We start from the raw sequence: 25340 nt of genomic DNA on the forward strand, positions 1-25340 counted from the left end.
GGTCACGTCACGACGAGAGCCCGGCCGGGTCACCCCGGCCGGGCTCTCGTCGTGACGTGACCCGTCGCGAGGCTACTGGAATTATTTTGACTACAGCGTCTTGAGCCGGGAGACCGCCTCGGCGAGGACGTCGTCCTTCTTGCAGAACGCGAAGCGCACGAACGGAGCGCCCGCCTCGCGGTGGTCGTAGAAGACCGCGTTCGGGATGGCGACCACGCCGACGCGCTCGGGCAGGGCCCGGCAGAAGGCGAAGCCGTCGGACTCGCCCAGGCGGCGGATGTCGGTCGTGACGAAGTACGTGCCCGCCGGGCGGTAGACGTCGAAGCCCGCGGCCGTCAGGCCCTCGCTCAGCAGGTCCCGTTTGGCGCGCATGCCTTCGGCGAAGGACGTGAAGTACGCGTCGGGCAGGGCGAGGGCCTCCGCGATCGCGTACTGGAAGGGGCCCGCCGACACATAGGTGAGGAACTGCTTCGCCGAGCGGACCGCCGTCACGAGCTCCGGCGATGAAGTGATCCAGCCGACCTTCCAGCCGGTGTACGAGAACGTCTTGCCGGCCGAGCCGATGCTGACCGTCCGCTCGCGCATGCCGGGGAAGGAGGCGAGGGGGATGTGCTCCGTGCCCTCGCCGTCGTCGAAGACCAGGTGTTCGTACACCTCGTCGGTGACCACGAGCAGATCGCGCTCGACCGCGAGCCGTGCGATCTCGGCGAGCTCCGAGCGGGTCAGGACCGTGCCGGTCGGGTTGTGCGGGGTGTTCAGGAGCAGCAGCCGCGTGTGGGGCGTGATCGCATCCCGCAGCTCGTCCAGGTCGAGGCGGAAGCGTCCCTCGGCGGCGTCCGGGCGCAGCGTCACGGGGACCCGCTTGCCGCCGGCCAGGGCGATCGACGCCGCGTACGAGTCGTAGTACGGCTCCAGGGCGATGACCTCGTCGCCGGGCTCGACCAGGGCGAGCAGGGACGCGGCGATCGCCTCGGTGGCGCCCGCCGTGACCAGGACCTCGCGGTCGGGGTCGTACGCGAGGCCATACCTGCGCTGCTGGTGCGCGACGATCGCCGCGCGGAGCTCGGGGACGCCGGGGCCCGGCGGGTACTGGTTGCCGCGGCCGTCGCGCAGGGCGCGGACGGCGGCCTCGCGGATCTCCTCGGGGCCGTCCGTGTCGGGGAAACCCTGGCCGAGGTTGATGGCCCCCGTTTTCACCGCCAGCGCGGACATCTCGGCGAAGATCGTCGTGCCGAACTCGGCGAGGCGGCGGCTGAGCAGCGGGCGCCCGCTTCCGGATGTGGAGGTCATGGCCGCCATCCTGCGCCGAACCTCTGGAGTTCCTCAACTCTGCTTTGGGCCGGGTTACGCGAGGGCATTCCCCTTTCACGCAAGAACAACATGCAGGAGCAGTACAGAAAAGACAGAAAAGGCGGACCCACGGGGGGCCTGCTACGGGGGAACGAAAGGGGCGTGAAGGTCATGGTCTTGGTCTTCGTGGTGGTCGCGGTGGTCCTGGTCATCGCACTCGCGGTGTACGCGAGCCGGGGGAGCGCAAGCGGTTCGCACTCCGGGGCGGCCGGTGCCGGCGGTGCCGGTGGTGGCTGGTGGGCCGGGGGCGGTGACAGTGGCGGCGGTAGTTCCTGTGGCGGCGGTTCGTCCTGCGGCAGCAGCTCTTCGTGCGGCGGCGGTGGCGGCGGTTGCGGCGGTGGCGGAGGCAGCTGACACGGGGCAGCTGGTCCGTCCATCTGTTGAAGTGCCCGGTGGGAGACAACTCCTGCCGGGCACTTCGTCGTTGACCCATTGAACAGTTGAACTGTGCAGCCCCCGCGGGGGTGGAAACCCTCCGAAGTTGGGTAAAAGCGCTGTGGCAGGGCAGCAGTCCATGATTCCCTCTTAACCGTCAGCACCGCCCTCGAACGGACGACTTGGACACCAGGAACGTTCTCGTGGGCACGAGCCGGCATACCGACCACCCGTTCTCCGACCGGGTGCGCCGGCACCCCCTCCATTGCGTGTTAGCGGAGCCGACCCATGCTCACGACCCTGAAGACTGTCTATACCGACACGTGCGCCGCGGACCTCGCCTGGACCCTTGGGCGCGAGCCGCTGCCCGCACTGGCCACACTCGAACTGGAGCTTGCCGACGCGAGAATGGAGCTGAGGCTCCTCGGGGCCTCGCACCAGGTGCTCCTCGAAGAGGAAGAGGGCACCTGCTCCGAGACCGTCGCCTGCATCCCCGGCAGCAGTACGCCGCTTCCGCTCGGTGTCTCCAAGCGCCTCGGCGCGTGGGAGTACGAATTCGCGGCGCGCGTCGAGACCCTCTCGCGCGGCCAGTTCGCGGGCCGCGCACAGGAGTTACTCGCTCTGGTGGCCGAGCATCCGCACGGCCTCGCTGGGGTCTTCCCCGGCAGTCCGCACGCGTTCACGGCCATGCTGGCGCAGCGGCACGAAGGCGCGGTGCAATGGCGCACCTGGCACGCCTACCCGCAGGACGGGCAACTCGTGGCGACCCGCACCCGCGTGGGTGTGCGCATGCCGGCCGTGCTCTGACGGTCGCGCCCCATATACACCTCTGACGCCGAGATGCACCCTTGTGGGTGACCAGGTGTACGAGTCCGGTGACGTAGCGTTCCCAAGATGATCGAGCCGTCAACGGATTTACCGGTGACGCCCAGGACGGGACGGTTCTTCGTTCTGCTGGGCGTCTTCGTCTGCGCGGCCTGCGGTCTGGTGTACGAACTCGAACTCGTCGCCCTCGCCTCGTACTTGATCGGTGACTCGGTCACCCAGGCGTCGGTGGTCCTCTCGGTGATGGTCTTCGCCATGGGCATCGGCTCGCTGCTCGCCAAGCGTCTGCGGTGCCGGGCCGCCGCCGGGTTCGGCCTGGTCGAGGCGGCGCTCGCGCTGGTCGGCGGACTGAGCGCGATGGCGTTGTACGCGGCGTTCGCCTGGACCGGCGATCAGGGCGAGGTCTGGGCGGGCGGCTCGCGCTATCTGCTCGTCGCGTTCTCGCTCGCCATCGGTCTGCTCATCGGCGCCGAAGTGCCGCTGCTCATGGTGCTCATGCAGCGGATCAGGCGGCAGGACCCCAGCGGCGCCGTGTCCGACCTCTTCGCCGCGGACTACGTGGGCGCGCTGGTGGGCGGACTCGCCTTCCCCTTCCTCATGCTCCCCCTGCTCGGCCAGCTGACCGGCGCGCTGATCACCGGCGCGGTCAACGTGATCGCGGGGACCGCGCTCGTGTTCGGCCTGTTCCGGCGCGACCTGAGCTTGCGCGGCCGCTGGGTCCTCCTCGCCGCGAACGTCACCGTCCTCGGCGTGCTCGCCTCCGCCGCCGTCCTCGCCGGCGACTTCGAGGCGGCGGCCCGCCGGGCGGTCTACGGCAAGGACGTCCGGGTCGCGGTGCAGACCGACGTCCAGGAAGTCGTCCTGACCGGCGGCAGGCACGATTCTTTAGACCTTTACCTCGACGGGCGCCTGCGGGTCAGCGGCCGGGACGAGCACCGCTACCACCGGGCGCTCGTCGGCCCCGCGATGACCGGACGCCACGCGCGCGTGCTGGTCCTCGGCGGCGGCGACGGCCTCGCGGCGCGCGAGGTGCTGCGCCATCCCGGGGTGCGGCGGGTGGACGTCGTCGAACTCGATCCGGGGGTCGTGCGGCTGGCGCGCCGCGACCCGGCGCTGGCCGAGCTGAACGAACACGTCTACCGCGACCGCCGGGTGCGGGTGGTGTACGCCGACGCCTTCCGCTGGCTGCGCTCACCCCCTCGTACGTACGACGTGGTGATCTCCGATCTGCCCGACCCCGGCATCACCGCGAGCGCCAAGTTCTACTCCCAGGAGTTCTACGGCCTGGCGTGGCGGGCCCTGGCCGACGGCGGGCGGCTCGCCGTGCACGCGGGGCCGATGGCCGACCGGCCCCACGTCTTCTGGACGGTGGAGGCCACGCTGCGGGCGGCGGGTCTGCGCACCGCGCCGTATCGCGTGGACGGCAGGATCTCCGGGTTCGCGGCAGGCCCCGAACGGGAACCGGCCGGCGCGTCCGCGCCCCGCGACTGGGGCTTCGTCCTCGCGGCCCGGTCCCGCCCGGTCCTCGCGCCGCCCGGGACGGCGGCGCTGCTGCGGGTGAGCGTGGAGTCCGCCGAACGGACGCGGATGCGGGGGTTGACCCCCTCCACATTGGTGCACCCGCGGTACGCGAACTGACGAACTGACGTACATGTTCTCGGCCACGTGGGTAGGCTCGACTGCCATGGAGCATGAGGTGTTCGTTCCGGTTACCGCCGACCGTCTTCAGCAGGTACTGAACGACCCCGAGCAGGTCGCCGGGGCGGTGCCCGGACTGCAGCGCGACGCCGAGGAGTCCGCGTCGCCGCTCTCCGGCCGGCTCAAGGTGCGGGTCGGCGGGCACGCGATCACGTACCGGGGTGCGGCGCGGGTCGCTCCGCGCGGCGACGGTTCCTTCGCGATCGAGGGCGAGGGCGTGGAGGTGCGGGGCGGCGGCACGGTGAAGCTCTCGCTGACGGTGCGGCTCGAATCGGCCGAGGAGGGCGACGCCGGGACCCGGCTGGTCTTCGCCGGGACGGGCGCGGGGGAGGGGCGCGTCACGGAGGCTTCTCCCCAGGCTGTGGAGGGGGCCGTACGAAGGCTCCTGGAGAGGTTCGCGGAAGGGCTCGGGCGGGCGGCCGAGCCGGAGCCCGCGGCGCCTGAACCCGAGCCCGTCGAGGTGGCCTCCGTCTTCGAGACGGATGTGCCGCCGTCGTCGTTCGACGCGGAGGACGAGGACGACGTCGAGGAGATTCTGGTGCCGCCCGCGGAGGCGGCGCATGCGCGGCGGACGATGATCGGGCGCAGTGCGGAGGAGGTCGACCACGCGCCGCCCCGGGGGCGGTACGCCCCCGCTCCGGCGGCCGAGTCGCTGTCGTCCAGCGCCACGTTGCGCTGGGCCGCGCCTGCCGCCGCGGTGGTGCTGGCCTCGGCGATTGTCGCGGGGCGAGTGCTTCGGCGTAGGCGCTGATTCTTTATCCCCAACCCCGCCCCTTCCCAAAAACTCGCTCGGCGCGAGGGCCCTCCTCAATCGCCGGAGGGGCTGAAAGATTCAGCCCCTCCGGCGATTGAGGAGCGGGGTCGGGGAGAGATCTCTGGCCGTAGGGTCGATCCCGTGAGTAGCGAACGAGACGTGACACTGGCCGCGGGTGACGCGGAAGTTATCGTGCAGCCGGGCAACGGCTGCCGAGTGGGGAGCCTCAAGCTCGACGGCAGGGAACTGCTGAGGCAAGGGGCGCGCTACGGGTGCTTCCCCATGGCCCCCTGGGCCGGCCGCATCCGCGAGGGGAAATTCCGCAACGGCGGCACGACCCACCAGATGCCCCTCAACTCCCCGCCCCACGCCATCCACGGTTTCGCGCGGGACGCCGCATGGCGCACGGCCCGCACGGGCAAGAGCGAGGCCGTGTTCACGTACGACCTGACCGACCCCTGGCCCTACGAAGGCCGCGTCACGCAGATCGTCGCCCTCACCGAGGACTCCCTCACCCTCACCCTCGGCATCGAGACGTACGGCGACTCCTTCCCCGCGCAGGTGGGCTGGCATCCGTGGTTCAACCGCAGCCTCGGGGGAGAGGGCGAGGACGTGCAGATCGACTTCGCCCCCTCCTGGCAGGAGGAGCGCGGTGACGACCACCTCCCCACCGGCCACCGCGTCGCCCCCACCTCCGGCCCCTGGGACGACTGCTTCGGGATGCCCGACGGCGTCGACGTCACCCTCACCTGGCCCGAGCAGATCGAGCTCAAGGTGCAGAGCCGCGAGCAGTGGGTCGTCGTCTACGACGAGCAGGAAGCCGCCGTGTGCGTCGAGCCGCAGACCGGCCCGCCCAACGGGCTCAACACCCAGCCCCGCCTCGTCACCCCCATCGAGCCCCTCGAGGCGTCGACGACCTGGACCTGGACGCGGCTTTAAGCTGACAGGCATGACTGACGACGTACGTGGCGCGCTGCTGCAGCAGATCAAGGACAAGGCCGTGGTGCACGGCAAGGTGACCCTCTCCTCGGGTCTCGAGGCCGACTACTACATCGACCTGCGCCGCATCACCCTCGACGGCGAGGCCGCGCCCCTGGTCGGCCAGGTGCTTCTCGACCTCACCGCCGACCTGGACTTCGACGCCGTGGGCGGCCTCACCATGGGCGCCGACCCCGTCGCGGGCGCGATGCTGCACGCCTCCGCGGCACGCGGCAAGCGCCTCGACGCCTTCGTCGTGCGCAAGGCCGCCAAGGCGCACGGCATGCAGAGGAGGGTGGAAGGGCCCGACATCAAGGGCCGCCGCGTGCTCGTCGTCGAGGACACCTCCACCACCGGCGGCTCCCCGCTCACCGCCGTCGAGGCCGTGCGCGAGGCGGGTGCCGAGGTCGTGGGCGTCGCGACCATCGTGGACCGCGCCACCGGCGCCGGCGAGAAGATCACCGACGGCGCCGGGGTGCCGTACCTCTTCGCGTACTCCAAGGACGATCTCGGCCTCAGTGACTGAGGACCCACGTTCGGCCTGAGCCGACCGGCGGATCTGGAAAGATGGGGGCGACGATGACGTCGCCCCCTAGGTCAGGGCCAAGCACACACCCGCACATCACAAGGAGCGGACACATGCCCATCGCAACCCCCGAGGTCTACGCCGAGATGCTGGACCGGGCGAAGGCAGGCAAGTTCGCCTACCCGGCCATCAACGTGACCTCCTCGCAGACGCTGCACGCCGCACTGCGTGGTTTCGCGGAGGCCGAGAGCGACGGCATCATCCAGATCTCCACCGGTGGTGCGGAGTTCCTGGGCGGCCAGCACAACAAGGACATGGTGACGGGCGCCGTGGCCCTCGCCGAGTTCGCGCACATCGTCGCCGCGAAGTACGACATCACCGTCGCGCTGCACACCGACCACTGCCCCAAGGACAAGCTGGACACCTACGTCCGCCCGCTGCTCGACATCTCCGCGGAGCGCGTCAAGGCCGGCCGTAACCCGCTCTTCCAGTCGCACATGTGGGACGGCTCCGCCGAGACCCTCGCCGACAACCTGGCCATCGGCCAGGAGCTGCTCGCGAAGGCCGCCGCCGCGAAGATCATCCTCGAGGTGGAGATCACCCCGACCGGTGGCGAGGAGGACGGCGTCACGCACGAGATCAACGACGAGCTGTACACGACGGTCGACGACGCGCTGCGTACGGCGGAGGCCCTCGGCCTCGGCGAGAAGGGCCGCTACCTGCTCGCCGCGTCCTTCGGCAACGTCCACGGCGTCTACAAGCCGGGCAACGTCGTCCTGCGCCCGGAGCTCCTCAAGGACCTCCAGGAGGGCGTCGCCGCCAAGCACGGCAAGCCGGCCGGTGCGCAGCCGTTCGACTTCGTCTTCCACGGCGGCTCCGGCTCCACCGCCGAGGAGATCGCGACCGCCCTGGAGAACGGCGTCGTGAAGATGAACCTCGACACGGACACGCAGTACGCCTTCACGCGTCCCGTCGTGGACCACATGTTCAAGAACTACGACGGCGTCCTGAAGGTCGACGGCGAGGTCGGCTCGAAGAAGACGTACGACCCCCGCACCTGGGGCAAGGCTGCCGAGGCGGGCATGGCCAAGCGCGTCACCGAGGCGTGCGCGAACCTGCGCTCCACGGGCACGAAGCTGAAGTAGCCGCATCGGCTCCGCTCCGTACGGGCCCGGCACCCTTCCCTGGGTGCCGGGCCCGTCCGTGTATGGAGCAGACTGGAACCCATGGCCATTCACAAGGATCTGCTCGGGGGACCGCCCCCGACCCACCTGCCCGACGACCCGGAGCCGCGCGAGCTGCTCGCGAACGGGGCGGCGCCCGCGGACGTCGCGGCGAAGTACCCCACCTCCTCCCTCGCCTGGGCGCAGCTCGCCGACGAGGCGTTCGAGCGGGGCAGCGTCGTCGAGTCGTACGCGTACGCCCGCACCGGCTACCACCGCGGCCTGGACTCGCTGCGCCGCAGCGGCTGGAAGGGCCACGGCCCGGTGCCGTGGGAGCACGAGCCGAACCGCGGCTTCCTGCGGGCCCTGCACGGCCTCGCGCGCGCCGCGCAGTCGATCGGCGAGCAGGAGGAGTACGAGCGCTGCGCCGGCTTCCTGCGGGACTCCTCGCAGACGGCGGCGGACACCCTGGGCTAGCCCCCGCACGCGCGTGACCTGCCTGGACGCCGCTGTGACCAGGCAGGTCTTGCCGTTTTGTGGGATGTTGCGGAGGATGCCGGTGGGGACCGGGGCCCCCGTGTCGGTAACGGCAGGGGCGGACCGCTACCCGGAGTACGTATCAAGGAGATCGCGATGTCCCAAGACGTGGACACCCCGAACCTCGACTTCGCAGGGACCACCCCGTACGAGGACTACGTCCAGGCGGACGTCCTCACGCACCTCCAGCACCTGCGCTCCGACGACCCCGGAGAGATGGTCTTCCTGGTCACCACCCAGGTCATGGAGCTGTGGTTCACGGTCATCGTGCACGAGTGGGAGACCGCGTCGCACGCCCTGCGCCGCGACGACATCCCCACCGCGGTGGCCGCGCTCAAGCGCAGCCTGCGCGAGCTGGAGGCGCTGAACGCCTCCTGGCGCCCGCTGGCGCAGCTCACCCCCGCCCAGTTCAACTCCTACCGTGGTGCGCTCGGCGAGGGGTCCGGATTCCAGTCCGCGATGTACCGCCGCATGGAGTTCCTGCTCGGCGACAAGTCCGCGTCGATGCTGGTGCCGCACCGGGGCGCGCCGCGCGTCCACGCGGAGCTGGAGAAGGCGCTCCAGGAGCCGAGCCTGTACGACGAGGTGCTCGCCCTGCTCGCCCGCCACGGCCACGCCGTCCCGGCCGCCGTCCTTCAGCGCGACCTGACGAAGAAGTACGAGCCGTCGCCCGAGGTCGAGAAGGTGTGGACCGACCTCTACGCGGGCGACGAGAGCCATGAACTGGCGCGCCTCGGCGAGGTGTTGACGGACGTCGCCGAGCTGGTGTGGCGCTGGCGCAACGACCACCTGGTGGCGACCCGGCGCGCGATGGGCTCCAAGACGGGCACGGGCGGCTCGGCCGGTGTCGCCTGGCTGGAGAAGCGCGCGCAGAAGAACGTGTTCCCCGAGCTGTGGACTGCGAGGAGCCATGTCTGAGGCCCGTCTCAAGGAGCAGGCGGCAAAGCGGGACGCTGACGACGAACTCCGCGCGAAGCGCGAGGAGTTCGTCCTGGACGACACCGTCTACCTGGACGGGAACTCGCTGGGCGCCCTGCCTGGACACGTGCAGGAGCGGGTCGCCGACGTCATCTCCCGGCAGTGGGGGAAGTTGCGCATCCGCTCCTGGGACGAGAGCGGCTGGTGGACCGCCCCCGAGCGCATCGGCGACCGCATAGCCCCGCTCGTGGGCGCGGCCCCCGGCCAGATCGTCGTCGGCGACTCCACGAGCGTGAACGTCTTCAAGGCGCTGGTGGCCGCCGTACGCATGGTGGGTGACCCGGGCGAGGGGCGGGACGAGATCGTCGTTGACGCGACGACCTTCCCCACGGACGGGTACATCGCCGAGTCCGCCGCACGGATGACGGGCTGCCGTCTGGTGCCGGTCGCCCCGGGCGACGTGCGCGACGCCGTCGGGCCGCGTACGGCCGTGGTCCTGCTCAACCACGCCGACTACCGCACGGGACGGCTGCACGATCTGCCGGGCCTGACGGCGGCCGTGCACGACGCGGGCGCGCTCGTGGTCTGGGACCTGTGCCACACCGCGGGCGCGCTGCCCGTCGGGCTCGACGCGCACGGCGTGGACCTCGCGGTCGGGTGCACGTACAAGTACCTGAACGGGGGGCCGGGCTCACCGGCCTACCTCTACGTACGGGCGGATCTGCAGGCCCGCTTCGACTCCCCGCTGCCCGGCTGGAACTCGCACGCCGAGCCCTTCGGGATGCGGCCGGAGTTCGAGGCGGCGGACGGTGCCCTGCGGGGGCGGGTCGGCACGCCGGACATCCTGTCGATGCTGGCGCTCGACGCGGCGCTCGACGTCTGGGACGGGGTCTCCGTCGATGCGGTGCGGGCCAAGTCCCTCGCCCTGACGGACTTCTTCGTCGAGTGCGTGCGGGCCTACGTCCCCGAGGGGCGGGTCGAGGTGCTCACCCCGGCGGTCCATGCCGAGCGGGGCAGTCAGGTCGCGCTGCGGTGTCACGACGCCGGTGACGTGATGCGGCGCCTCGTCGAGCAGGGCGTGGTGGGCGACTTCCGGGCCCCGGACGTGCTCCGGTTCGGCTTCACGCCGCTGTACGTCGGCTTCGCCGACGTGGAGCGGGCGGCGCGGGTGCTCGCGGCGACGCTGGGCGACTCCGTGAGCTGACGGCGGCAGCCGGTACCGGGCAGGGGCGGGGTAGGGGAAGATCACACGGACACCCCGCCGGGACGATCGAACGAACACCCCGCCCCAGCTCCTGGCACCCCACCCCGCAGAGAGGTTCTCGCATGCCGGACGACGCCGCCGTGGCCCGCGATGCCGCCGAGGCCGACGCCGCCTTCTCGCACCCAGCGGTGACTCCCGACACCACCGCCGCGTATGGCGAACACCCCGACCAGGTGATCGACTTCTACGAACCCCGGACCGGCGGCGACGCCCCGGCCCCGCTGGTCGTGGTGCTGCACGGCGGCGCCTGGCGGGCCCCGTACGACCGCCTGCACCTCACGCCCTTCGCGGACTTCCTGGCCCGCCGCGGTTTCGCCGTGGCCAACGTCGAGTACCGCCGCGGCAGTGCGATCCCCGCCCAGGGTGCGGGGCCCGTCGCGGGGCGCTGGCCCGAGACCTTCGACGACGTGGCCGCCGCCTTCGACGCGCTGCCGGGACTCGTACGGGAGCATCTGCCGGTGGCCGACACGCGACGCACCGTCGTCACCGGCCACTCCGCGGGCGGGCACCTCGCCCTGTGGGCCGCCTCCCGCCATGTGCTGCCCGAGGGTTCCCCGTGGCGCATCGGCCGTCCGGCCCCCTTCCGCGGTGTCGTGGCCCTCGCGCCCATCGCCGACCTGCGTGCGGCGCAGGAGCTCGGCGTCTGCTCGGACGCGTCGCTGCAACTGCTCGGCGGCGCGGCCACGTTCGAGGAGCGGCTGCCGCACGCCGACCCGGCGGCCCTGCTGCCGACCGGCATCGCCACGACCGTCGTCCAGGGCCGCATCGACCTCGTCGTGCCGCAGGCCGTCGCCGAGGCGTACGCGGACGCGGCGGCCAAGGCCGGCGAGGTCGTCGGGGTGACGCTCCTCGAAGAGGTCGGGCACTTCCCGCTGATCGACCCGGCGGCCGACGCGTGCGCGGTGGTGGCGGAGGAGATCGCACAGCTGGCGTTCTGAGGGCGCCGGATGGCGTTCTGAGGGTGACGGACTCACACGTCGACGACGAGCTCCCGCAGCCCCCGGATCACGAAGTTCGGCTTGCGTTCCGGCTCCGCGGCGAGCGTCAGGCCGGGCGCCCGGCGCAGCAACGCCCCCAGTGACGCGGCGAGTTCGATGCGGGCCAGGGGTGCGCCGATGCAGTAGTGGATGCCCGCGCTGAAGGAGATGTGCGGGTTCTCGGCGCGGGCCAGGTCCAGTTCGGCGGGGGCGGCGAACACCGCGGGGTCGTGGTTCGCGGAGCCGAAGAGGAGGGCGACCTCGCTGCCGCGCGGGATGACCGTGCCGTCGATCTCGATGTCGTCCAGGACCCACCGTTCGAAGAGCTGGAGCGGGGTGTCGTACCGCATCAGCTCCTCCACGGCGGTGGGGATCAGGCGCCCGGGGTCCGCGCGCAGGGCGGCCAGTTGGGCGGGGTTCCGGAAGAGCGCGTACCAGCCGTTGACGGTGGCGTTGACCGTCGCTTCGTGCCCCGCGTTGAGCAGCAGCACGCAGGTGGAGATCATCTCCTGCTCGCTGAGGGACTCCCCCTCGTCGTGTGCGGCGATGAGCCCCGAGATCAGGTCGTCGCTCGGCTTCTCGCGGCGCGCGGCGATGAGTTCGCGCAGGTACGCGGAGAATGCGAGGGAGGCCCTGACCGCGCGGTCCGCGGTCTCGTCGGACGGGTTCAGCTCGTACATCCCGCAGATGTCCGCCGACCAGGGCCGCAGCGGGCCCCGGTCGCTCTCCGGGATGCCGAGCATCTGCGCGATCACCGCGACGGGCAGGGGCTCGGCGACGCGGGCGGCGAGGTCTCCGCCCCCGTCGTCCACCAGATCCCGTACGAGCCGGTCGGCCAACTCCTCCACATAGGGCCTGAGTTGCTCGACCGTGCGCGGCGTGAACGCCTTCGACACCAGGCGCCGGATGCGGGTGTGGGTCGGGGCCTCCAGGTCCAGCATGCCGTTGTCGTTCAGGACGTGGAACGGCTCGTGCTCGGGCGGCGGGGCCTGCCGCCCGAACTCCTCGTGCGTGAAGCGGTGCAGATAGGTGCGCCCGAGCCGCCGGTCCCGCAGCAGCGCGGACACGTCGGCGTGGTGCGGGACGAGCCACTGGTTCGTGGGTGCGAAGTAGTGCGCGCGTCCGGCGGCCCGCAGCTGCGCGTAGGCGGGGTACGGGTCGGCGACGAACTCCGGGGACCAGGGGGCGAAGGGGTGTGCGGGCGCGTCCATGGAGGGACGGTAGTGGCGCTCAGCCCGGTGTGACCAGCCTTGCCTCGTACGCGAAGACCGCGGCCTGCGTGCGGTCCCGCAGACCCAGTTTCACCAGGATGCGGCTGACGTGCGTCTTGATGGTCGACTCGGCGACGACGAGGCGCGAGGCGATCTCGCCGTTGGACAGGCCCTGCGCGATGAGGACGAGCACCTCCGTCTCGCGCTCGGTGAGCTCGCCGTACTGCTGCGCCTGCACCGTCGCCGAGAGGCGCGGCGTCTCGCCCAGCTTGGAGAACTCCGTGATGAGGCGGCGCGTCACGGAGGGCGCGAGCAGGGCCTCACCGGCGGCCACCACTCGTACGCCGTCCGCCAGTTGGCGTGCCGATGCGTCCTTGAGCAGAAAGCCGGAGGCCCCGGCCCGCAACGCCTGGTAGACGTACTCGTCCAGGTCGAACGTGGTGAGGACGAGGACCTTCGACGTGACGTCGGCCGCGACGATCTCGCGGGTGGCCTCGATGCCGTTCAGTTCGGGCATGCGGATGTCCATCAGGACGACGTCAGGGTTGAGCTCACGGACGCGGTCGACCGCCTCGCGGCCGTTGACGGCCTCGCCCACGACCTCGAAGTCCGGCATCGCGTTGAGCAGGACCGAGAAGCCCTCGCGGACCATCATCTGGTCGTCGGCGATCAGTACGCGGATCGTCATTCCTGGCCTCCGGTGGGTTCCGGCGCGTGCGCGACCGGCAGGAAGACGGTGACCTCGTAGCCCCCGTCGGCTGTCTCCGCTGTCGTCATCTCGCCGTCCAGCATCGTGACACGCTCGCGCATGCCGGTCAGGCCGTGGCCCGCGCCGGGCGAGGGCTTGACCAGGCCGGTCGCGGGCCCGTTGACGACGCGCAGCCCGAGCCCTCCCAGCACATAACCGACCTCGACGCGGGCCGTGGCGCCGGGCGCGTGGCGCAGGGTGTTGCTCAGCGCCTCCTGGACGATGCGGTACGCGGAGAGCTCGACGCCCTGCGGGAGCTCGCGGACGGCTCCGGTGACGATCTTCTCGACGTCGAGGCCGGTCTCGCGGACGTTCGCGATGAGCCGGTCGAGGTCGGCCAGCGTGGGCTGCGGGGCGTCCGGCGCCTCGTAGTCCTCCGCGCGGACGACGCCGAGGACGCGGCGCAGTTCCGTCAGGGCGGCCACGGCGTTCTCGCGGATCGTGACGAACGCCTGCTCCAGCTCCGGGGGCGGGTTCTCGACGCGGTAGGGGGCGGCCTCCGCCTGGATGGCGACCACGGACATGTGGTGCGCGACCACGTCGTGCAGTTCGCGCGCGATGGTCGTCCGCTCCTCGAGGAGCGTGCGCCTGCCGCGCTCCATCTCGGTGACGGTCCGCTGGACGCTGACCTCGTGCTTGGCCTCGCGGCGGATGTGCACGAGGGAGGCGGCGAGGAGGGCGAGCGCGGAGAAGAAGAGCATCTCCGGGGTGTTCGAGCCGTAGCCGTGGCTGAGGAAGACCTCGGCGGCGGTGCCGTACAGCGCCGTGATCACCCACATCCACGCGGCGGTGCGGGGGCGGGTCCGCAGGGCGATGACCGTCATCACGGTGAGGTGCGCGAGGAAGACGCTCGGGGGCCACGGAGAGTCGCCCCACGGGCCGCTCAGGGCGCCGGCGAAGGGCGTGACCGCGATCAGGAGCCACCAGGCGCCGATGGGCCTGAGCAGGGTCATGAGGATGGCGGCGGCCGGGACGAGACCGGTGATCACGTAGTCGATGCCGACGGGGTCGTCCGCGTACGCGAGCATGACGGTGAAGAAGGCCGCCGCGGCGGCCGCGGCGTGCGGGGCCCAGCCCGCGTACGGGCGTATGCGGGCGGGGAGGCGCCGGGTCAGCGGGCCGTCCGTGCGCATCGCCTGCAGCGGGCGGTAGGCGAAGGCGTTCCGGAAGAGGTCCTGCCGAAGCCCTCCGAGCGCCCCCGCGGCCATACGGAACTCCGGGCTGCGGTTGCCGCTGGTGGCGGTCTTGGTCGCATCAGTCACGCTTACGAAGGTACGGGTGCCGACGCGGGGGGTCGTCCCGCCAGGGAGGGGTCCTCGGGGGTCCGTCGCAGGTACTACAACGGGCCCCGGGGCCTTGCACGCGCGTACCTTTCCCCCCACGGTCCCGGCACCCGCCGACCACCGTCACCGAACGGGGTCTCTCCCGCCCGGCACCCCGGGGTAATCGGGTGGGTGGGTGGGAAAGCTTGTTCGGTTGGCGAAGCTTGGGGTCAGGAAAGTAGGTCCCGGCGCCGGAGGGCCGTCAGGCCTGTGGCCGCCAGGGCCGCCGCCACGGCGAGGACTACGGCCACCGGACCCCAAGCCATCGGGGAGCCCGGCAGCTTCGGGAGGTGGGCGAAGGGGGAGACGTTCAGCGCCACCTGCGGAAGGTCCAGCGCGGGGCCGATCCAGCCGACCGCCAGGCACAGCCCCGCCACCCCCCACGCCCCCACCGCGGCCCGAGGGAACGCCCCCACGAGCAGCACGGCGAGTCCCCCCAGCGCCCAGACCGCCGCCACCTGCACCAGGCACGCCCCCAGGATCGGCCCGAGGTCCTTCCCGTACCCGAGGAAGAGCCCGAACCCGCCCACCAGCATCAGCAGCACCGCACCGCCGAAGGCGATCACCAGGTGGCCCCCGGCCCACCGCAGCCGCCCCACCGCGCCCGCGAGAACCGGCTCCGCCCGCTGCGAGGTCTCCTCGCCGTGCAGCCGCAGGACGCAGGCGACGACGTACAGCGAGGCGACCATCCCGAGCAGGCCGACCATCGTGGCGAGGAAGGCGTCCGTGAGGCCGGACTGGCCGCCCATCCGCTCGATGACGTCCCGGGTGTTCCGGTTGTCGCCGACGATGTCCGCCGCCCCCTCGACCATCCCGCCGAAGACGACACCGGCCAGCAGATATCCGAGCGTCCAGCCGAACACGCTGCCCCGCTGCAACCGCCACGCGAGCCCGCCCGCCGTGCCGATGCCGCCCTTCGCGGGCCCCGGCCGGGTCGGCAGGAAGCTCATGCCGACATCACGGCGCCCCGCCAGGCCGTACGCGACCGCGCCCTGCGCCACGATCGCCCCGGCGGTCAGGAGCAGCACCCACCACCGCTCACCGGCGTAGGCCCGCAGGTTCTGCGTCCAGCCGAGCGGCGAGAGCCAGGTCAGCACGGACTCCCCGCGCTCGCTCCCGGCGTCACCGGCGGCCTTCAGCAGGTAAGCGGCCCCGAGGACCCCGGACGTCAGCCCCTTGGTGAGCCGCGCGCTCTCCGTGAGCTGGGCGACGATCGCCGCCATGGTGGCGAAGAGCATGCCGGTGCCCGCGACGGCGAGCCCGAGCGCGAGGGCCCCGGCCGAGCCCTGCCCGGCCATCCCGCCCGCGACGAGCAGCCCCACGGCCGCGTTCGCGGTGAACGCGGCGAGCAGCGCCGCGGTCAACGGCGCACGCCGCCCCACCATCCCGGCGGACAGCATCTCCTGGCGGCCGGTCTCCTCCTCCTCACGCGTATGCCGGATGACGATGATCAGGCTCATCACGGCGGCGAGGATCGCGGCGTAGACCCCGATGCGCCAGGCGGACAGCGCGCCGATGGAGTCCCCGAACACTGGCGAGTACAGCGCCCGCATCGAGGAGTTGGCGTTCATCGACCGCATGGCGTCGGCCCGCTCGGCGGCGGTGGCGTACGTCTTGTCCAGGGACCCCGGCATCGCGAGGACCATCCCGGCGACGACGATGATCCAGACGGGCATCATGACGCGGTCGCGGCGCAGGGCGAGCCTCAACAGGGCCCCGGTACCCGCGAGGTGACGGGAGGCGCGGGGGCCGAACCACACAGCCTCGGTGACGGCGGTCATCGCGCGACCGCCCCCGCGTCGTCCTGGTAGTGCCGCAGGAAGAGTTCCTCCAGCGTCGGCGGCGTGGAGAGGAGCGAGCGGACCCCGGACTCGGTGAGCGAACGCAGCACGGCGTCCAGCTTGTCGGTGTCGACCTGGAGCTTGACGCGATGCCCGCCCGGGTCGCCCTGTCCGGTCACGTCGACGTCGTGGACGCCGGGCAGCCGCGCGAGCCCGTCCGGCGGACCCGAGAGCTCGGCGGTGACGCTGGTCCGGGTCAGATGGCGCAGGTCGGCGAGCGAGCCGGACTCGACGGTCCGCCCCTTCCTGATGATGCTGACGCGGTCGCAGAGCGTCTCCACCTCGCTGAGGATGTGCGAGGACAGGAGGACGGTGCGGCCCCGGTCGCGCTCCTCCTCGACGCACCCCTGGAAGACCTCCTCCATGAGCGGATCGAGCCCGGAGGTGGGCTCGTCGAGGATCAGCAGGTCGACGTCGGACGCGAAGGCGGCGACGAGGGCGACCTTCTGCCGGTTGCCCTTGGAGTACGTACGGCCCTTCTTCGTCGGGTCGAGTTCGAACCGCTCGACGAGATCCGCCCTGCGCCCCCGGTCGAGCCCGCCGCGCAGCTTCCCGTAGAGGTCGATGACCTCGCCGCCGGAGAGGTTGCGCCACAGGGTGACGTCGCCGGGCACGTACGCCACGCGCCGGTGCAGTGCGACCGCGTCGCTCCACGGGTCCTTGCCGAGGAGCTGCGCGGCGCCGGAGTCGGCGCGGAGCAGGCCGAGGAGGACGCGGATGGCCGTGGACTTCCCGGCGCCGTTGGGGCCGAGGAAACCGTGCACCTCACCGGCCTCGACATCGAGGTCGAGACCGTCGAGGGCGTGGGTCCGGCCGAACGACTTGTGCAGCCCGGAGACGGTGATTGCCTTCGTCATGTTTCAGAACGTACGCTTCTTTCACAAATTTGTGAAGTTAAGGAAGCGTATAAACTCGGCCACGGAGGACCGCACGACCGCACAGGGGAGATGATCAGCACATGCCCAAGGAGTCAGCGCCGCTGCCGAGCGACCGTGCCGGCGACAGCGACCGCGACAGCGACCGTGACGGCGAGCTCGTCGGCCGCTTCGTCGAACAGTTCGCCGCGCAGCTGGTCGAGGCGGGAATGCCGAGGATGCCCGCCAGGATCTTCGCGGCGCTCCTCGCCGCGGACTCGGGCGCGCTGACGTCGGCGGAGCTCGGCGAGCGGCTCCAGGTGAGCCCCGCGGCCGTCTCGGGGGCGGTCCGCTACCTCACGCAGCAGCACATGGTGTCCCGGGAGCGCGAGCCCGGATCGCGCCGGGACATCTTCCGGGTGCACAGCAACCAGTGGTACGAGGCGCTGGCCAACCGTGACGGCATCCTCAAGCGCTGGGAGAACGCCCTGAGCGAGGGTGTCGCCAGCCTGGGAGCCGACACCCCGGCGGGCCGCCGCCTGGCCGAGACGCTCGCCTTCTTCGAGTTCGTCGAGCACGAGCTGGCGGAGATGCTGGAACGCTGGCGGGTGCACCGGGAGAGCTTGTTCGGCAAGTAGGCCGGCGCCCGTCGCGCGGCCCTCAGCGAGGCAGCGTCAGGCCCCAGGCACTGGCCCGCACCGACCACGTACGCGTGCGCACCGGACCGCCCACCACCGCGTCCGCCCGGTAGCGGAAATCCGCCCCCGACACCGTCACCGTCCGGGCCCGCACCCGCAGCGGCGACGCCTCGGCGCCCACCGACGAGGGGCGCACCTCCACCTCCGCGAAACCGTCGTCGGCGGGGTTCACCGCGACCCGCTCGACCGGCTGGTCCAGGTCCACCACGACGACCCCGTCGGCCTCCACCCGCAGCCGCGCCGGAGCGGGCCCCGGCGCCGAAGCGACCCGCGAGGGCCGCGCGGCGAGCGTGCGCACGAAGGACTGGCAGGTCCGCAGCCACGGGTGGCCGTCCATCGGTATGCCCCCGGTGGCCGAGGCGGCGACCGGGGGGATGCGCAGCTCCCCGAGGACCACGCCGTCCCGGTCGTCGACGAGCAGATCCAGCCGCCGCTCGGCCCCTTCGAGCACCGCCCGAGCCGCCGCGACCGCTCCGGCGGGCACTCCGAGCGCCCGCGCGAGCGTCTGCGTGGCACCCACGGGAACTACGGAGAGTGCGCATCGCGCGAGCTCCCGCTCCCGGTGCAGAACCTCCACGGCCCACGCCAGAGCACGGTCGTCGCCGATCACCACAGGGCGCCGCGTACCCCGCCTGGCCAGGGCTTTCGCGAAATCCTCGGGGCTTTCGGGCAGGCAGACGCGAACGGAGGCGCCCGCGCCGAGCACGTCCTTCGCGATCCGTACCGACTCACCGTCCGTGCGCCGGGCGACCGGGTCGATGACGACTAGCAGCTGGTCGCGAGCCGACAACGTGCGCCCCTTTTCTGAGACCTCGGGTAGCATCTTTGTGCAAGAGCCCCTTGCGCTATTGCGCCAGGGGCTTCGTCTATTCCGGGGCAGCATCCAAGGCACACCCATATGGCGGCTACGGCCCCTGACCTTGGACATGCCCCGCCCGGAAGGGGTGTACGCCTGTGCCCGCACTTGTGCTGCTCGGTGCTCAGTGGGGTGACGAAGGCAAGGGAAAGGCCACCGACCTGCTCGGTGGCTCCGTGGACTATGTGGTGCGATACCAGGGCGGTAACAATGCCGGCCACACGGTCGTCGTAGGCGACCAGAAGTACGCGCTGCATCTCCTCCCTTCCGGGATTCTCTCCCCGGACTGCGTGCCTGTCATCGGCAACGGAGTCGTCGTCGACCCGTCGGTCCTGCTCTCCGAGCTGAGCGGTCTGAACGAGCGCGGCGTCGACACGTCGAAGCTGCTGATCAGCGGTAACGCGCACATCATCACGCCGTACAACGTGACCGTCGACAAGGTGACGGAACGCTTCCTCGGCAAGCGCAAGATCGGGACGACCGGCCGCGGCATCGGCCCGACGTACGCCGACAAGATCAACCGCACCGGCATCCGCGTCCAGGACCTCTACGACCAGTCGATCCTGGAGCAGAAGGTCGAGGCGGCCCTCGAGGTCAAGAACCAGCTCCTCACCAAGCTCTACAACCGCCGCGCCATCGAGGTCGGCCAGATCGTCGAGCAGCTCCTGGAGCACGGCGAGAACATCAAGCAGTACGTCGCCGACACCACGCTGATCCTCAACGACGCGCTCGACGAGGACAAGGTCGTCCTCTTCGAGGGTGGCCAGGGCACCCTCCTGGACGTGGACCACGGCACGTATCCCTTCGTCACCTCGTCGAACCCGACCGCGGGCGGCGCCTGCACGGGTACGGGCGTCGGCCCGACGAAGATCAGCCGCGTCATCGGCATCCTGAAGGCGTACACCACGCGTGTCGGCGCGGGCCCGTTCCCGACCGAGCTCTTCGACCAGGACGGCGAGGACCTGCGCCGCATCGGTGGCGAGCGCGGTGTCACCACCGGCCGTGACCGCCGCTGCGGCTGGTTCGACGCGCCGATCGCGCGGTACGCGACCCGTGTGAACGGCCTGACGGACTTCTTCCTCACGAAGCTGGACGTCCTGACGGGCTGGGAGCAGATCCCGGTCTGCGTGGCGTACGAGATCGACGGCAAGCGCGTCGAGGAACTCCCGTACAACCAGACGGACTTCCACCACGCGAAGCCCGTCTACGAGTACCTCCCCGGCTGGTCCGAAGACATCACCAAGGCCCAGACCTTCTCCGACCTGCCGAAGAACGCGCAGGGTTACGTGAAGGCCCTGGAGGAGATGTCCGGCGCCCCGATCTCCGCGATCGGCGTGGGTCCGGGCCGCACGGAGACGATCGAGATCAACTCGTTCATCTAGCGGTTCTCACCGGCGGACCGGTTCTCCCCGCACATCCGCAGTCCCACGGGCGTCTGGCACGGCAGATGCCCGTGGGTGCGGACCACGTCCTGTCCGTTCCCGCGGATCGCGTACGCGAGGAAGCTCGACGCCAGCGAGTCGGCGGGCGGGCTGCCGTAGGTGTAGGCGTACTCGATCTCGCGGTACGGGTAGCCGCTGGACTGGATGTGGTCGACGGACGGCGTGTGGCCGTCCAGGCTCACGCGGTGCACGCCCTTGAGGGCGGTCGTGTCGCGCAGCTCGCTGTAGCCGACCGCGCCCGGAGTGGCGGCGACCGTGTCGAGGACCTGTTGCGTGGAGTCGAGTTCGCAGCGGATCACCGGCGCCCGGGGGCCGATGTCCCTCGTCAGGCAGTCGCTGGAGGACTCCTGGATCTCCGGAGCACCCTTGAGGACCCGTTGCTGGAGGGTGACCCGCGTGCCGGAGCTCGACCCCCGGCTGACCAGGACCACCGGCAGGTCGGGGCCGCCCCGCAGCTCCTTCCAGTTGCGGATCTCGCCGGTGAAGAGGCGGCGTACGTCCCTGGTGGAGAGGTTCTTGACCGGCACCCTGTCGTTCAGGACGACCGCGAACAGGGAGACCGCCACCCGCGTCTCGCTCAGCTGCGTGTAGCTGCCGGGGCGCGGCCCGTCGGAGAAGGCGATCACCGGCGGTGAGCCCTCGCCTGGCTCCGTGTCCGTCGAGGCCAGCTCCCTGACGCCGCCCCGGCTCCCGTGCGCGCTCACCTCGATGTCGGAGCCCTCGCAGGCCTCCATGTACTTCGTGGCGAGCTCGGTCGCCACCGGCTCGAACGCGGTCGACCCGGTCAGGGTGAGGCCGCCCGTCTCGCAGTACGACGGCGGCGGCTCGGCGTCGGGGCGCAGGATGAGGCCGGCGAGGCCGAGGATCACCAGGCTCAGCGCGATGGCCACCCGCTGCGACAGCCTGCTGAACACGGGCGGCTTCTCGTCGGGCGCGGCACTGTGGTTCTCGTGCGTCTCGCCGCCCTGGATGCCGCCGATGACCGTGTAGCCGCTGTCCACGGGGCCGCCGGTCAGCAGGACCAGGAGCTTGTAGTACTCGCCCCGGTTGAGCGGCACGCGCGGGATGTGCAGCCTGCCGGACTCGTAGCCGAGGCCCGTGCCGGGCGCGAAGTGCTCCATCAGATGGTCCGCTTCGGGCGGCAGCGTCACCGCCACCGCGCGGATCGTGCGGTCCTCGAAGACGGCCGTCAGGCCGTGCGGCGAGCGGCCCGTGTAGTCGGCCACGTCGATCGGCAGCGAGCCGTCGTTCTCGACGCGCAGCAGCACGAGCGTCGCGTCCGACATCTCGGGGGCCTCGTCGAAGAGACCGAGGCGCGCGTTGGCGTCGCCCGTGCGGACGTTGTCGCCTATCGCCGTGTCCATCTGCTTGCGGTAGCCGATGCGCTTGCGGCGCGGTACGCGGCGTTCGAGCAGCACGGGGACGAACGCGCCGGCGATGCCGACCAGGATGGCGAGCACGGCGATGATGTTCTCGGTGCTCAACCAGTTCATGGGCGGCACGGTAGGCGGCGGTGCCGGCGCCCGGACGGCGCTTGTCCGTCCGGACGTGATCTGTTCGCCGGGGGTTCAACTGGTCACGTGGGGCGGCTGGTTCAGCCCTCCCCGTCAGCCCTCCTGGTCAGCCTTCCTTGTCATACGTGAGCCCCTTGTCCGTGCCCGTGTTCTCCCGGTGCAGCCTGCCGTTCGAGAGCAGCGTCACCGTGCTCGCCTGGCCCGGCTTGCACGAGCTCGCGGGCTGCCCGACGATCACGTCCGTCGGCCCGATGCGCAGGGTGTTGCCGCTCGCCGACTCCAACTTGCCCTGGAACACGCAGTGATACGTGCCGCCCGTGTCGGTCGGGCCGTCCGCCGTGATCGAGATGACGGTGTCGCCGACCTCGCCCTGCTGGAGGACGAGCTGACGGGAGTTGCTGCCCAGGTCGTTCTGGATGGACCCGCTCCAGGTGCCGAGGAACTTGTCCGGGATCGTGCCCTCGTCCTTGTTCTTGTCCTCGGACGCCGGGGACGTGGCCGGGTCGTCGGGCTCCGAGGAACCCTCGTCGGAGGGCGTGCCCGGCGTCGAGGGCGCGCTGTTGGACGGGGAGTCGGAGTTCGCGCCGCCCGCTTTCGTGCTGCCCTCGCCCTTCATCACCGCGTACACCGTGCCGCCCGCTCCTATGGCCACTATGACGGCGACCGCGATGAGCGCGGCGGTGGACCGGCTGCTGCGGCGCGGGGGCTCGCCCTGGGGGTGGACGAGGGGGCCGTACGGAGGTGTGGGTCCGTAGGGAGGCGTGGGGCCGTACGGGCCCTGCTGGGGGTAGCCGTAGCCGGGCGGCGGCGGTTGCTGGGGGTGCTGCTGGGGCTGAGGGTGCTGCTGCGGGTGCTGTTGGGGGTAGCCGTACGCCTGTCCCGGCGGGGGAGTGGGCGGCGGTGTCTGCCCCGTGATCATCGTGGGGAGGTGGTCCAAGGGGGTCGCCTCGCCGGGCCTGCCCGGCGGCGGCGGGGTGTCACCGGCGACGGGCCCCGGCTTGGCGCCGTTCCCTTCAGGGGAGGCGGAGGCAGCGGCCCCGGCAGCAGCCCCGGCCCCGGCTGCCGCGGCGCCCGCGCTTCCCGCGGCCAGTTCCTTCGGCGGCGCGAGCGACACCGGCGCACCGGGGCCCTTCGCCGCAGGGTCCTTCGGTGCGGAGTCCTTCGCCTCGGGGTCCTTCGCGGACGGCGTCTCCGCGCCGCCCTCGTCCGGATTCTCCGTGTCCAGCAACTGCACGGCGTGCCTGCCCAGTTGGGCCACCAGCGCGCCCGGCAGCCAGGGGTCCCGCGTCCGGCCGCCGTCGCCGAGCGTGTCCTCGGCACCCGTCCGCTCGAGGAGCTGCTGCAGGGTCGGCCGGTCTGCGGGGTTCTTGCGCAGGCAGTCGCCGACCAGCTCGGCCAGTTCCTCCGGCAGCCCCTGGAGGTCCGGTTCCTCCTGCGCGATACGGAACATCATCGCGTGTACGCCGCTGTTGGCCGTGCCGAACGGCAGCGCGCCCGAAGCCGCGTACGCGAGGACCGAGCCCAGGCAGAACACGTCGCAGGCCGGGGTGATCCGGTCGCCCCGCACCTGCTCGGGAGCCATGAAGCCGGGCGAACCGACGAGCGCGCCGGTGCGGGTCAGGCCGCCGTCGGTCACCGTCTCGAGGGCGCGGGCGATGCCGAAGTCGATGACGCGCGGTCCGTCGATGGTGACGAGCACGTTCGACGGCTTGAGGTCGCGGTGGATGAGGCCCGCCGCGTGGATGTCCTTGAGCGCGTTGGCGAGCCCGGCCGCCAGGATCTTCACGGACCGCTCGGGCAGCGGCCCGTGGTCCTGCGAGATGACGCTCTGCAGGGAGGGGCCCGCGACATATCCCGTGGCCAGCCAGGGGATCGTCGCCTCGGTGTCCGCGTCGAGCACCGGCGCCGTCCACGCGCCGCCGACCCGCCGCGCCGCAAGCACCTCCTGCCGGAAGCGGTTCCTGAACTCCTCCTGCTCGGCGAGCTCTTCGCGCACGAGCTTCACCGCGACCGTCCGCCCTCGGTCGGACCGTGCGAGATAGACGTGCCCCATGCCGCCCGCGCCGAGTCGCGCGAGCAGTCGATAGGCGCCTATTCGCTGTGGATCCCCGGACCCCAGTTTCTCCATCGCCGCGCCGACCTCCCCCGTTGGTGTGCAACAGATCGAGGATAGTGGGGCGGCAGGACATCGGGTGCGGACTGCCCGCTACGGCTCCGTAACGGGTTGTTCCGTATCCGCCGCCGTGCCCTGTGCCGTATCCGCCGCCGTATCCGCCGCATTTCCTTCCATGGCGGGAAGGACTTTCTCGCCCAGCACTTCGGAAAGCCGCTCCAATACCCGTACGGTCTCCGCGAATTCCTCCTCGCCGAGAGCCTCGGCGAGCCGCGCGGCCACGTCCGCGTGGCCGGGGCTGATCCTGCGGACGGCGGCCAGGCCCTCGTCCGTGGGGCGCAGGAGCTTGGCGCGGCGGTGGGCGGGGTTCGGCACGTACTCGGCGAGGCCGCGCCGCACGAGGAGATCGGCGATGCGCTGCACGCTCTGCCGGGTGATGCCCATCGAGCGGGCGATCCCGGCGACGGGCAGGGGCTCGCGCAGGACGGCGCCGAGCACCTGCCACCAGGCGGCGGTCAGCCCGCCCGGTCTCGCCAACTCGTCGGCCACGGAGAGGAACTGTCCGTTGAGCCTGAAGACCCCGAGGGCGGTGCGGGAGAACAGTTCCTGCTGCTCCCGCACCGCGCGGTCCGCGTCGGCGCTCACGATTCGAGCACCTCGTAGGCCGACGCGTCCGAGTCGTGGAACAGGCGGTACCAGGCGTCGAGCTTCTCGCCCTCGAAGGCCTTGAGCCGCCCGAGGATCTCGCGCGCGAAGGCCACCGGCTCGGTCGGCCCCGCCGTGGTCAGCTCGCCGTCGGTGACGGCGTCCACGTCCACGTACCGCTCGCCGCCCTTGTATCCGGTGGCCGCGAGGTAGAACGACACCGCGCTGGTGTGCGCGCGGTCGTCGAGCAGCCCCTCCCGCGCGAGACCCGCGGTGGCCCCGCAGATCGCGGCGACCGGGACGTCCGCGTCGAGGAAGGCGCGGGCCGCGCGGCCGAACGGGGCGAGGTCGTCGCCCGCGTCCCACAGGTCGGCACCCGGCAGTATCAGCAGCGCGCTGTCCTCGGGCCGCAGGTCGGCGAGGGCCACGTCGGGCTGGATGCGGACGCCGCCCGCCGTGGTGACGAGGGCCGACGCGTCAGCGGCGACGGTGCGGATCTCGTATCCGGCGCGGGCGAGGAACGCCGTGGCGAATCCGGTCTCCCAGTCGGCGAGCGTGTCGTAGACGGCGAGGTGCACGGGCTTGCGGGACATAGCTGCCTCCGTTGGCTTGGCTCCGTCGTGCTGTGATGTAAGTATGCTGTCAGCACGACAGCATACTGTCAATGGCTTGGGAAGGCGGCTTCGATCCCGGCCCCGGCTTCGGCCCCGGCTCGGCTCGTTAACCCGCGC

Annotated in this window: 24 protein-coding genes; 13 read left to right on the plus strand and 11 right to left on the minus strand. The window is 71.5% G+C overall.

From position 1 onward, the window contains the following. Positions 1–90 precede the first annotated feature (90 nt). Positions 91–1290 carry a pyridoxal phosphate-dependent aminotransferase gene (locus AB0M70_RS41570; protein ID WP_365828974.1) on the minus strand — a complete coding sequence of 400 codons (1200 nt, stop codon included), beginning with the start codon at positions 1288–1290 and terminating at the stop codon, positions 91–93. Between the two features lie 171 nt (positions 1291–1461). Between AB0M70_RS41570 and AB0M70_RS41575 the strand changes: the two genes are divergently transcribed. The 11 genes from AB0M70_RS41575 to AB0M70_RS41625 all read left to right on the plus strand — a co-directional run bounded on the left by AB0M70_RS41575 (position 1462) and on the right by AB0M70_RS41625 (position 11326). Continuing rightward, positions 1462–1704: a hypothetical protein gene (locus AB0M70_RS41575; RefSeq protein ID WP_365828976.1), complete on the plus strand. Its 243-nt coding sequence runs from the start codon at positions 1462–1464 to the stop codon at positions 1702–1704. Between the two features lie 309 nt (positions 1705–2013). Beyond that, a complete protein-coding gene (locus tag AB0M70_RS41580; protein ID WP_365828978.1) occupies positions 2014–2532 on the plus strand; it encodes a DUF2617 family protein in 519 nt (172 codons plus the stop codon). An 87-nt stretch (positions 2533–2619) separates the two neighbouring features. Next, positions 2620–4188, plus strand: coding sequence for a polyamine aminopropyltransferase (locus tag AB0M70_RS41585; protein ID WP_365828980.1), 1569 nt, complete (start codon positions 2620–2622; stop codon positions 4186–4188). A gap of 46 nt (positions 4189–4234) precedes the next feature. Next, positions 4235–4999 (plus strand): SRPBCC domain-containing protein, encoded by a 765-nt coding sequence (locus AB0M70_RS41590; protein ID WP_365828982.1) that lies wholly within the window; start codon positions 4235–4237, stop codon positions 4997–4999. 144 nt (positions 5000–5143) lie between these two features. Beyond that, positions 5144–5941: an aldose 1-epimerase gene (locus AB0M70_RS41595; RefSeq protein WP_365828984.1), complete on the plus strand. Its 798-nt coding sequence runs from the start codon at positions 5144–5146 to the stop codon at positions 5939–5941. Between the two features lie 10 nt (positions 5942–5951). Continuing rightward, positions 5952–6506 carry an orotate phosphoribosyltransferase gene (gene pyrE, locus AB0M70_RS41600; RefSeq protein WP_361466389.1) on the plus strand — a complete coding sequence of 185 codons (555 nt, stop codon included), beginning with the start codon at positions 5952–5954 and terminating at the stop codon, positions 6504–6506. Positions 6507–6619: 113 nt separating this feature from the next. Then, positions 6620–7651 carry a class II fructose-bisphosphate aldolase gene (gene fbaA / locus AB0M70_RS41605; protein ID WP_365828986.1) on the plus strand — a complete coding sequence of 344 codons (1032 nt, stop codon included), beginning with the start codon at positions 6620–6622 and terminating at the stop codon, positions 7649–7651. Between the two features lie 81 nt (positions 7652–7732). Further along, positions 7733–8146, plus strand: coding sequence for a DUF3151 domain-containing protein (locus AB0M70_RS41610; RefSeq protein ID WP_361829148.1), 414 nt, complete (start codon positions 7733–7735; stop codon positions 8144–8146). A 156-nt stretch (positions 8147–8302) separates the two neighbouring features. Beyond that, positions 8303–9124: a tryptophan 2,3-dioxygenase family protein gene (locus AB0M70_RS41615; protein WP_365828988.1), complete on the plus strand. Its 822-nt coding sequence runs from the start codon at positions 8303–8305 to the stop codon at positions 9122–9124. After that, entirely contained in the window at positions 9117–10328 is a 1212-nt protein-coding gene (kynU, locus tag AB0M70_RS41620) for a kynureninase (protein ID WP_365828990.1), read from the plus strand. The genes AB0M70_RS41615 and kynU overlap by 8 nt, the downstream gene beginning before the upstream one ends. A gap of 122 nt (positions 10329–10450) precedes the next feature. Then, complete coding sequence (locus AB0M70_RS41625) at positions 10451–11326, plus strand: alpha/beta hydrolase (protein WP_365828992.1); 876 nt, start codon at positions 10451–10453, stop codon at positions 11324–11326. A gap of 32 nt (positions 11327–11358) precedes the next feature. Here AB0M70_RS41625 and AB0M70_RS41630 read toward each other — a convergent pair whose 3' ends face one another. The 5 genes from AB0M70_RS41630 to AB0M70_RS41650 form a co-directional block, all read right to left on the minus strand. Then, positions 11359–12576, minus strand: a complete 1218-nt coding sequence (locus tag AB0M70_RS41630) for a cytochrome P450 (RefSeq protein WP_365828994.1) — start codon at positions 12574–12576, stop codon at positions 11359–11361. A gap of 19 nt (positions 12577–12595) precedes the next feature. After that, positions 12596–13264 carry a response regulator transcription factor gene (locus AB0M70_RS41635; protein WP_365828995.1) on the minus strand — a complete coding sequence of 223 codons (669 nt, stop codon included), beginning with the start codon at positions 13262–13264 and terminating at the stop codon, positions 12596–12598. Continuing rightward, the gene (locus AB0M70_RS41640; protein WP_365829053.1) at positions 13261–14532 is read right to left on the minus strand and encodes a histidine kinase; all 1272 of its coding nucleotides are present in this window, start codon (positions 14530–14532) and stop codon (positions 13261–13263) included. The genes AB0M70_RS41635 and AB0M70_RS41640 overlap by 4 nt, the downstream gene beginning before the upstream one ends. Before the next feature lie 284 nt (positions 14533–14816). Beyond that, positions 14817–16427, minus strand: coding sequence for an ABC transporter permease (locus tag AB0M70_RS41645; RefSeq protein WP_365828997.1), 1611 nt, complete (start codon positions 16425–16427; stop codon positions 14817–14819). Then, positions 16424–17344 (minus strand): ABC transporter ATP-binding protein, encoded by a 921-nt coding sequence (locus AB0M70_RS41650; protein ID WP_365828999.1) that lies wholly within the window; start codon positions 17342–17344, stop codon positions 16424–16426. The genes AB0M70_RS41645 and AB0M70_RS41650 overlap by 4 nt, the downstream gene beginning before the upstream one ends. A 101-nt stretch (positions 17345–17445) precedes the next feature. Here AB0M70_RS41650 and AB0M70_RS41655 point away from each other — a divergent pair, with 101 nt between their 5' ends. Further along, positions 17446–17979, plus strand: coding sequence for a MarR family transcriptional regulator (locus tag AB0M70_RS41655; protein ID WP_365829001.1), 534 nt, complete (start codon positions 17446–17448; stop codon positions 17977–17979). Between the two features lie 22 nt (positions 17980–18001). Here AB0M70_RS41655 and AB0M70_RS41660 read toward each other — a convergent pair whose 3' ends face one another. Further along, positions 18002–18829: a diacylglycerol kinase family protein gene (locus AB0M70_RS41660; RefSeq protein WP_365829003.1), complete on the minus strand. Its 828-nt coding sequence runs from the start codon at positions 18827–18829 to the stop codon at positions 18002–18004. Positions 18830–18993: 164 nt separating this feature from the next. Here AB0M70_RS41660 and AB0M70_RS41665 point away from each other — a divergent pair, with 164 nt between their 5' ends. Then, entirely contained in the window at positions 18994–20277 is a 1284-nt protein-coding gene (locus AB0M70_RS41665) for an adenylosuccinate synthase (RefSeq protein ID WP_363210469.1), read from the plus strand. Here AB0M70_RS41665 and AB0M70_RS41670 read toward each other — a convergent pair. From AB0M70_RS41670 to AB0M70_RS41685, 4 genes are all read right to left on the minus strand, one after another. Beyond that, positions 20274–21830, minus strand: coding sequence for a substrate-binding domain-containing protein (locus AB0M70_RS41670; RefSeq protein WP_365829005.1), 1557 nt, complete (start codon positions 21828–21830; stop codon positions 20274–20276). The genes AB0M70_RS41665 and AB0M70_RS41670 overlap by 4 nt on opposite strands. A 127-nt stretch (positions 21831–21957) precedes the next feature. Next, positions 21958–23979: a serine/threonine-protein kinase gene (locus AB0M70_RS41675; protein WP_365829007.1), complete on the minus strand. Its 2022-nt coding sequence runs from the start codon at positions 23977–23979 to the stop codon at positions 21958–21960. Between the two features lie 78 nt (positions 23980–24057). Beyond that, a complete protein-coding gene (locus tag AB0M70_RS41680) occupies positions 24058–24585 on the minus strand; it encodes a helix-turn-helix domain-containing protein (protein ID WP_365829055.1) in 528 nt (175 codons plus the stop codon). Between the two features lie 20 nt (positions 24586–24605). Continuing rightward, positions 24606–25202, minus strand: coding sequence for a DJ-1/PfpI family protein (locus tag AB0M70_RS41685; RefSeq protein WP_365829009.1), 597 nt, complete (start codon positions 25200–25202; stop codon positions 24606–24608). Positions 25203–25340: the final 138 nt, after the last annotated feature.

Source organism: Streptomyces sp. NPDC051214 (assembly GCF_040682375.1).
Classification (GTDB): domain Bacteria; phylum Actinomycetota; class Actinomycetes; order Streptomycetales; family Streptomycetaceae; genus Streptomyces.

Bases quoted from the DNA above. Each gene is read 5' to 3' on its own strand.
- AB0M70_RS41570 (WP_365828974.1), bottom strand. From the start codon at position 1,290: ATGACCTCCACATCCGGAAGCGGGCGCCCGCTGCTCAGCCGCCGCCTC.
- AB0M70_RS41575 (WP_365828976.1), top strand. From the start codon at position 1,462: ATGGTCTTGGTCTTCGTGGTGGTCGCGGTGGTCCTGGTCATCGCACTC.
- AB0M70_RS41580 (WP_365828978.1), top strand. From the start codon at position 2,014: ATGCTCACGACCCTGAAGACTGTCTATACCGACACGTGCGCCGCGGAC.
- AB0M70_RS41585 (WP_365828980.1), top strand. From the start codon at position 2,620: ATGATCGAGCCGTCAACGGATTTACCGGTGACGCCCAGGACGGGACGG.
- AB0M70_RS41590 (WP_365828982.1), top strand. From the start codon at position 4,235: ATGGAGCATGAGGTGTTCGTTCCGGTTACCGCCGACCGTCTTCAGCAG.
- pyrE (WP_361466389.1), top strand. From the start codon at position 5,952: ATGACTGACGACGTACGTGGCGCGCTGCTGCAGCAGATCAAGGACAAG.
- fbaA (WP_365828986.1), top strand. From the start codon at position 6,620: ATGCCCATCGCAACCCCCGAGGTCTACGCCGAGATGCTGGACCGGGCG.
- AB0M70_RS41610 (WP_361829148.1), top strand. From the start codon at position 7,733: ATGGCCATTCACAAGGATCTGCTCGGGGGACCGCCCCCGACCCACCTG.
- AB0M70_RS41615 (WP_365828988.1), top strand. From the start codon at position 8,303: ATGTCCCAAGACGTGGACACCCCGAACCTCGACTTCGCAGGGACCACC.
- kynU (WP_365828990.1), top strand. From the start codon at position 9,117: ATGTCTGAGGCCCGTCTCAAGGAGCAGGCGGCAAAGCGGGACGCTGAC.
- AB0M70_RS41625 (WP_365828992.1), top strand. From the start codon at position 10,451: ATGCCGGACGACGCCGCCGTGGCCCGCGATGCCGCCGAGGCCGACGCC.
- AB0M70_RS41630 (WP_365828994.1), bottom strand. From the start codon at position 12,576: ATGGACGCGCCCGCACACCCCTTCGCCCCCTGGTCCCCGGAGTTCGTC.
- AB0M70_RS41635 (WP_365828995.1), bottom strand. From the start codon at position 13,264: ATGACGATCCGCGTACTGATCGCCGACGACCAGATGATGGTCCGCGAG.
- AB0M70_RS41640 (WP_365829053.1), bottom strand. From the start codon at position 14,532: ATGGCCGCGGGGGCGCTCGGAGGGCTTCGGCAGGACCTCTTCCGGAAC.
- AB0M70_RS41645 (WP_365828997.1), bottom strand. From the start codon at position 16,427: ATGACCGCCGTCACCGAGGCTGTGTGGTTCGGCCCCCGCGCCTCCCGT.
- AB0M70_RS41650 (WP_365828999.1), bottom strand. From the start codon at position 17,344: ATGACGAAGGCAATCACCGTCTCCGGGCTGCACAAGTCGTTCGGCCGG.
- AB0M70_RS41655 (WP_365829001.1), top strand. From the start codon at position 17,446: ATGCCCAAGGAGTCAGCGCCGCTGCCGAGCGACCGTGCCGGCGACAGC.
- AB0M70_RS41670 (WP_365829005.1), bottom strand. From the start codon at position 21,830: ATGAACTGGTTGAGCACCGAGAACATCATCGCCGTGCTCGCCATCCTG.
- AB0M70_RS41675 (WP_365829007.1), bottom strand. From the start codon at position 23,979: ATGGAGAAACTGGGGTCCGGGGATCCACAGCGAATAGGCGCCTATCGA.
- AB0M70_RS41685 (WP_365829009.1), bottom strand. From the start codon at position 25,202: ATGTCCCGCAAGCCCGTGCACCTCGCCGTCTACGACACGCTCGCCGAC.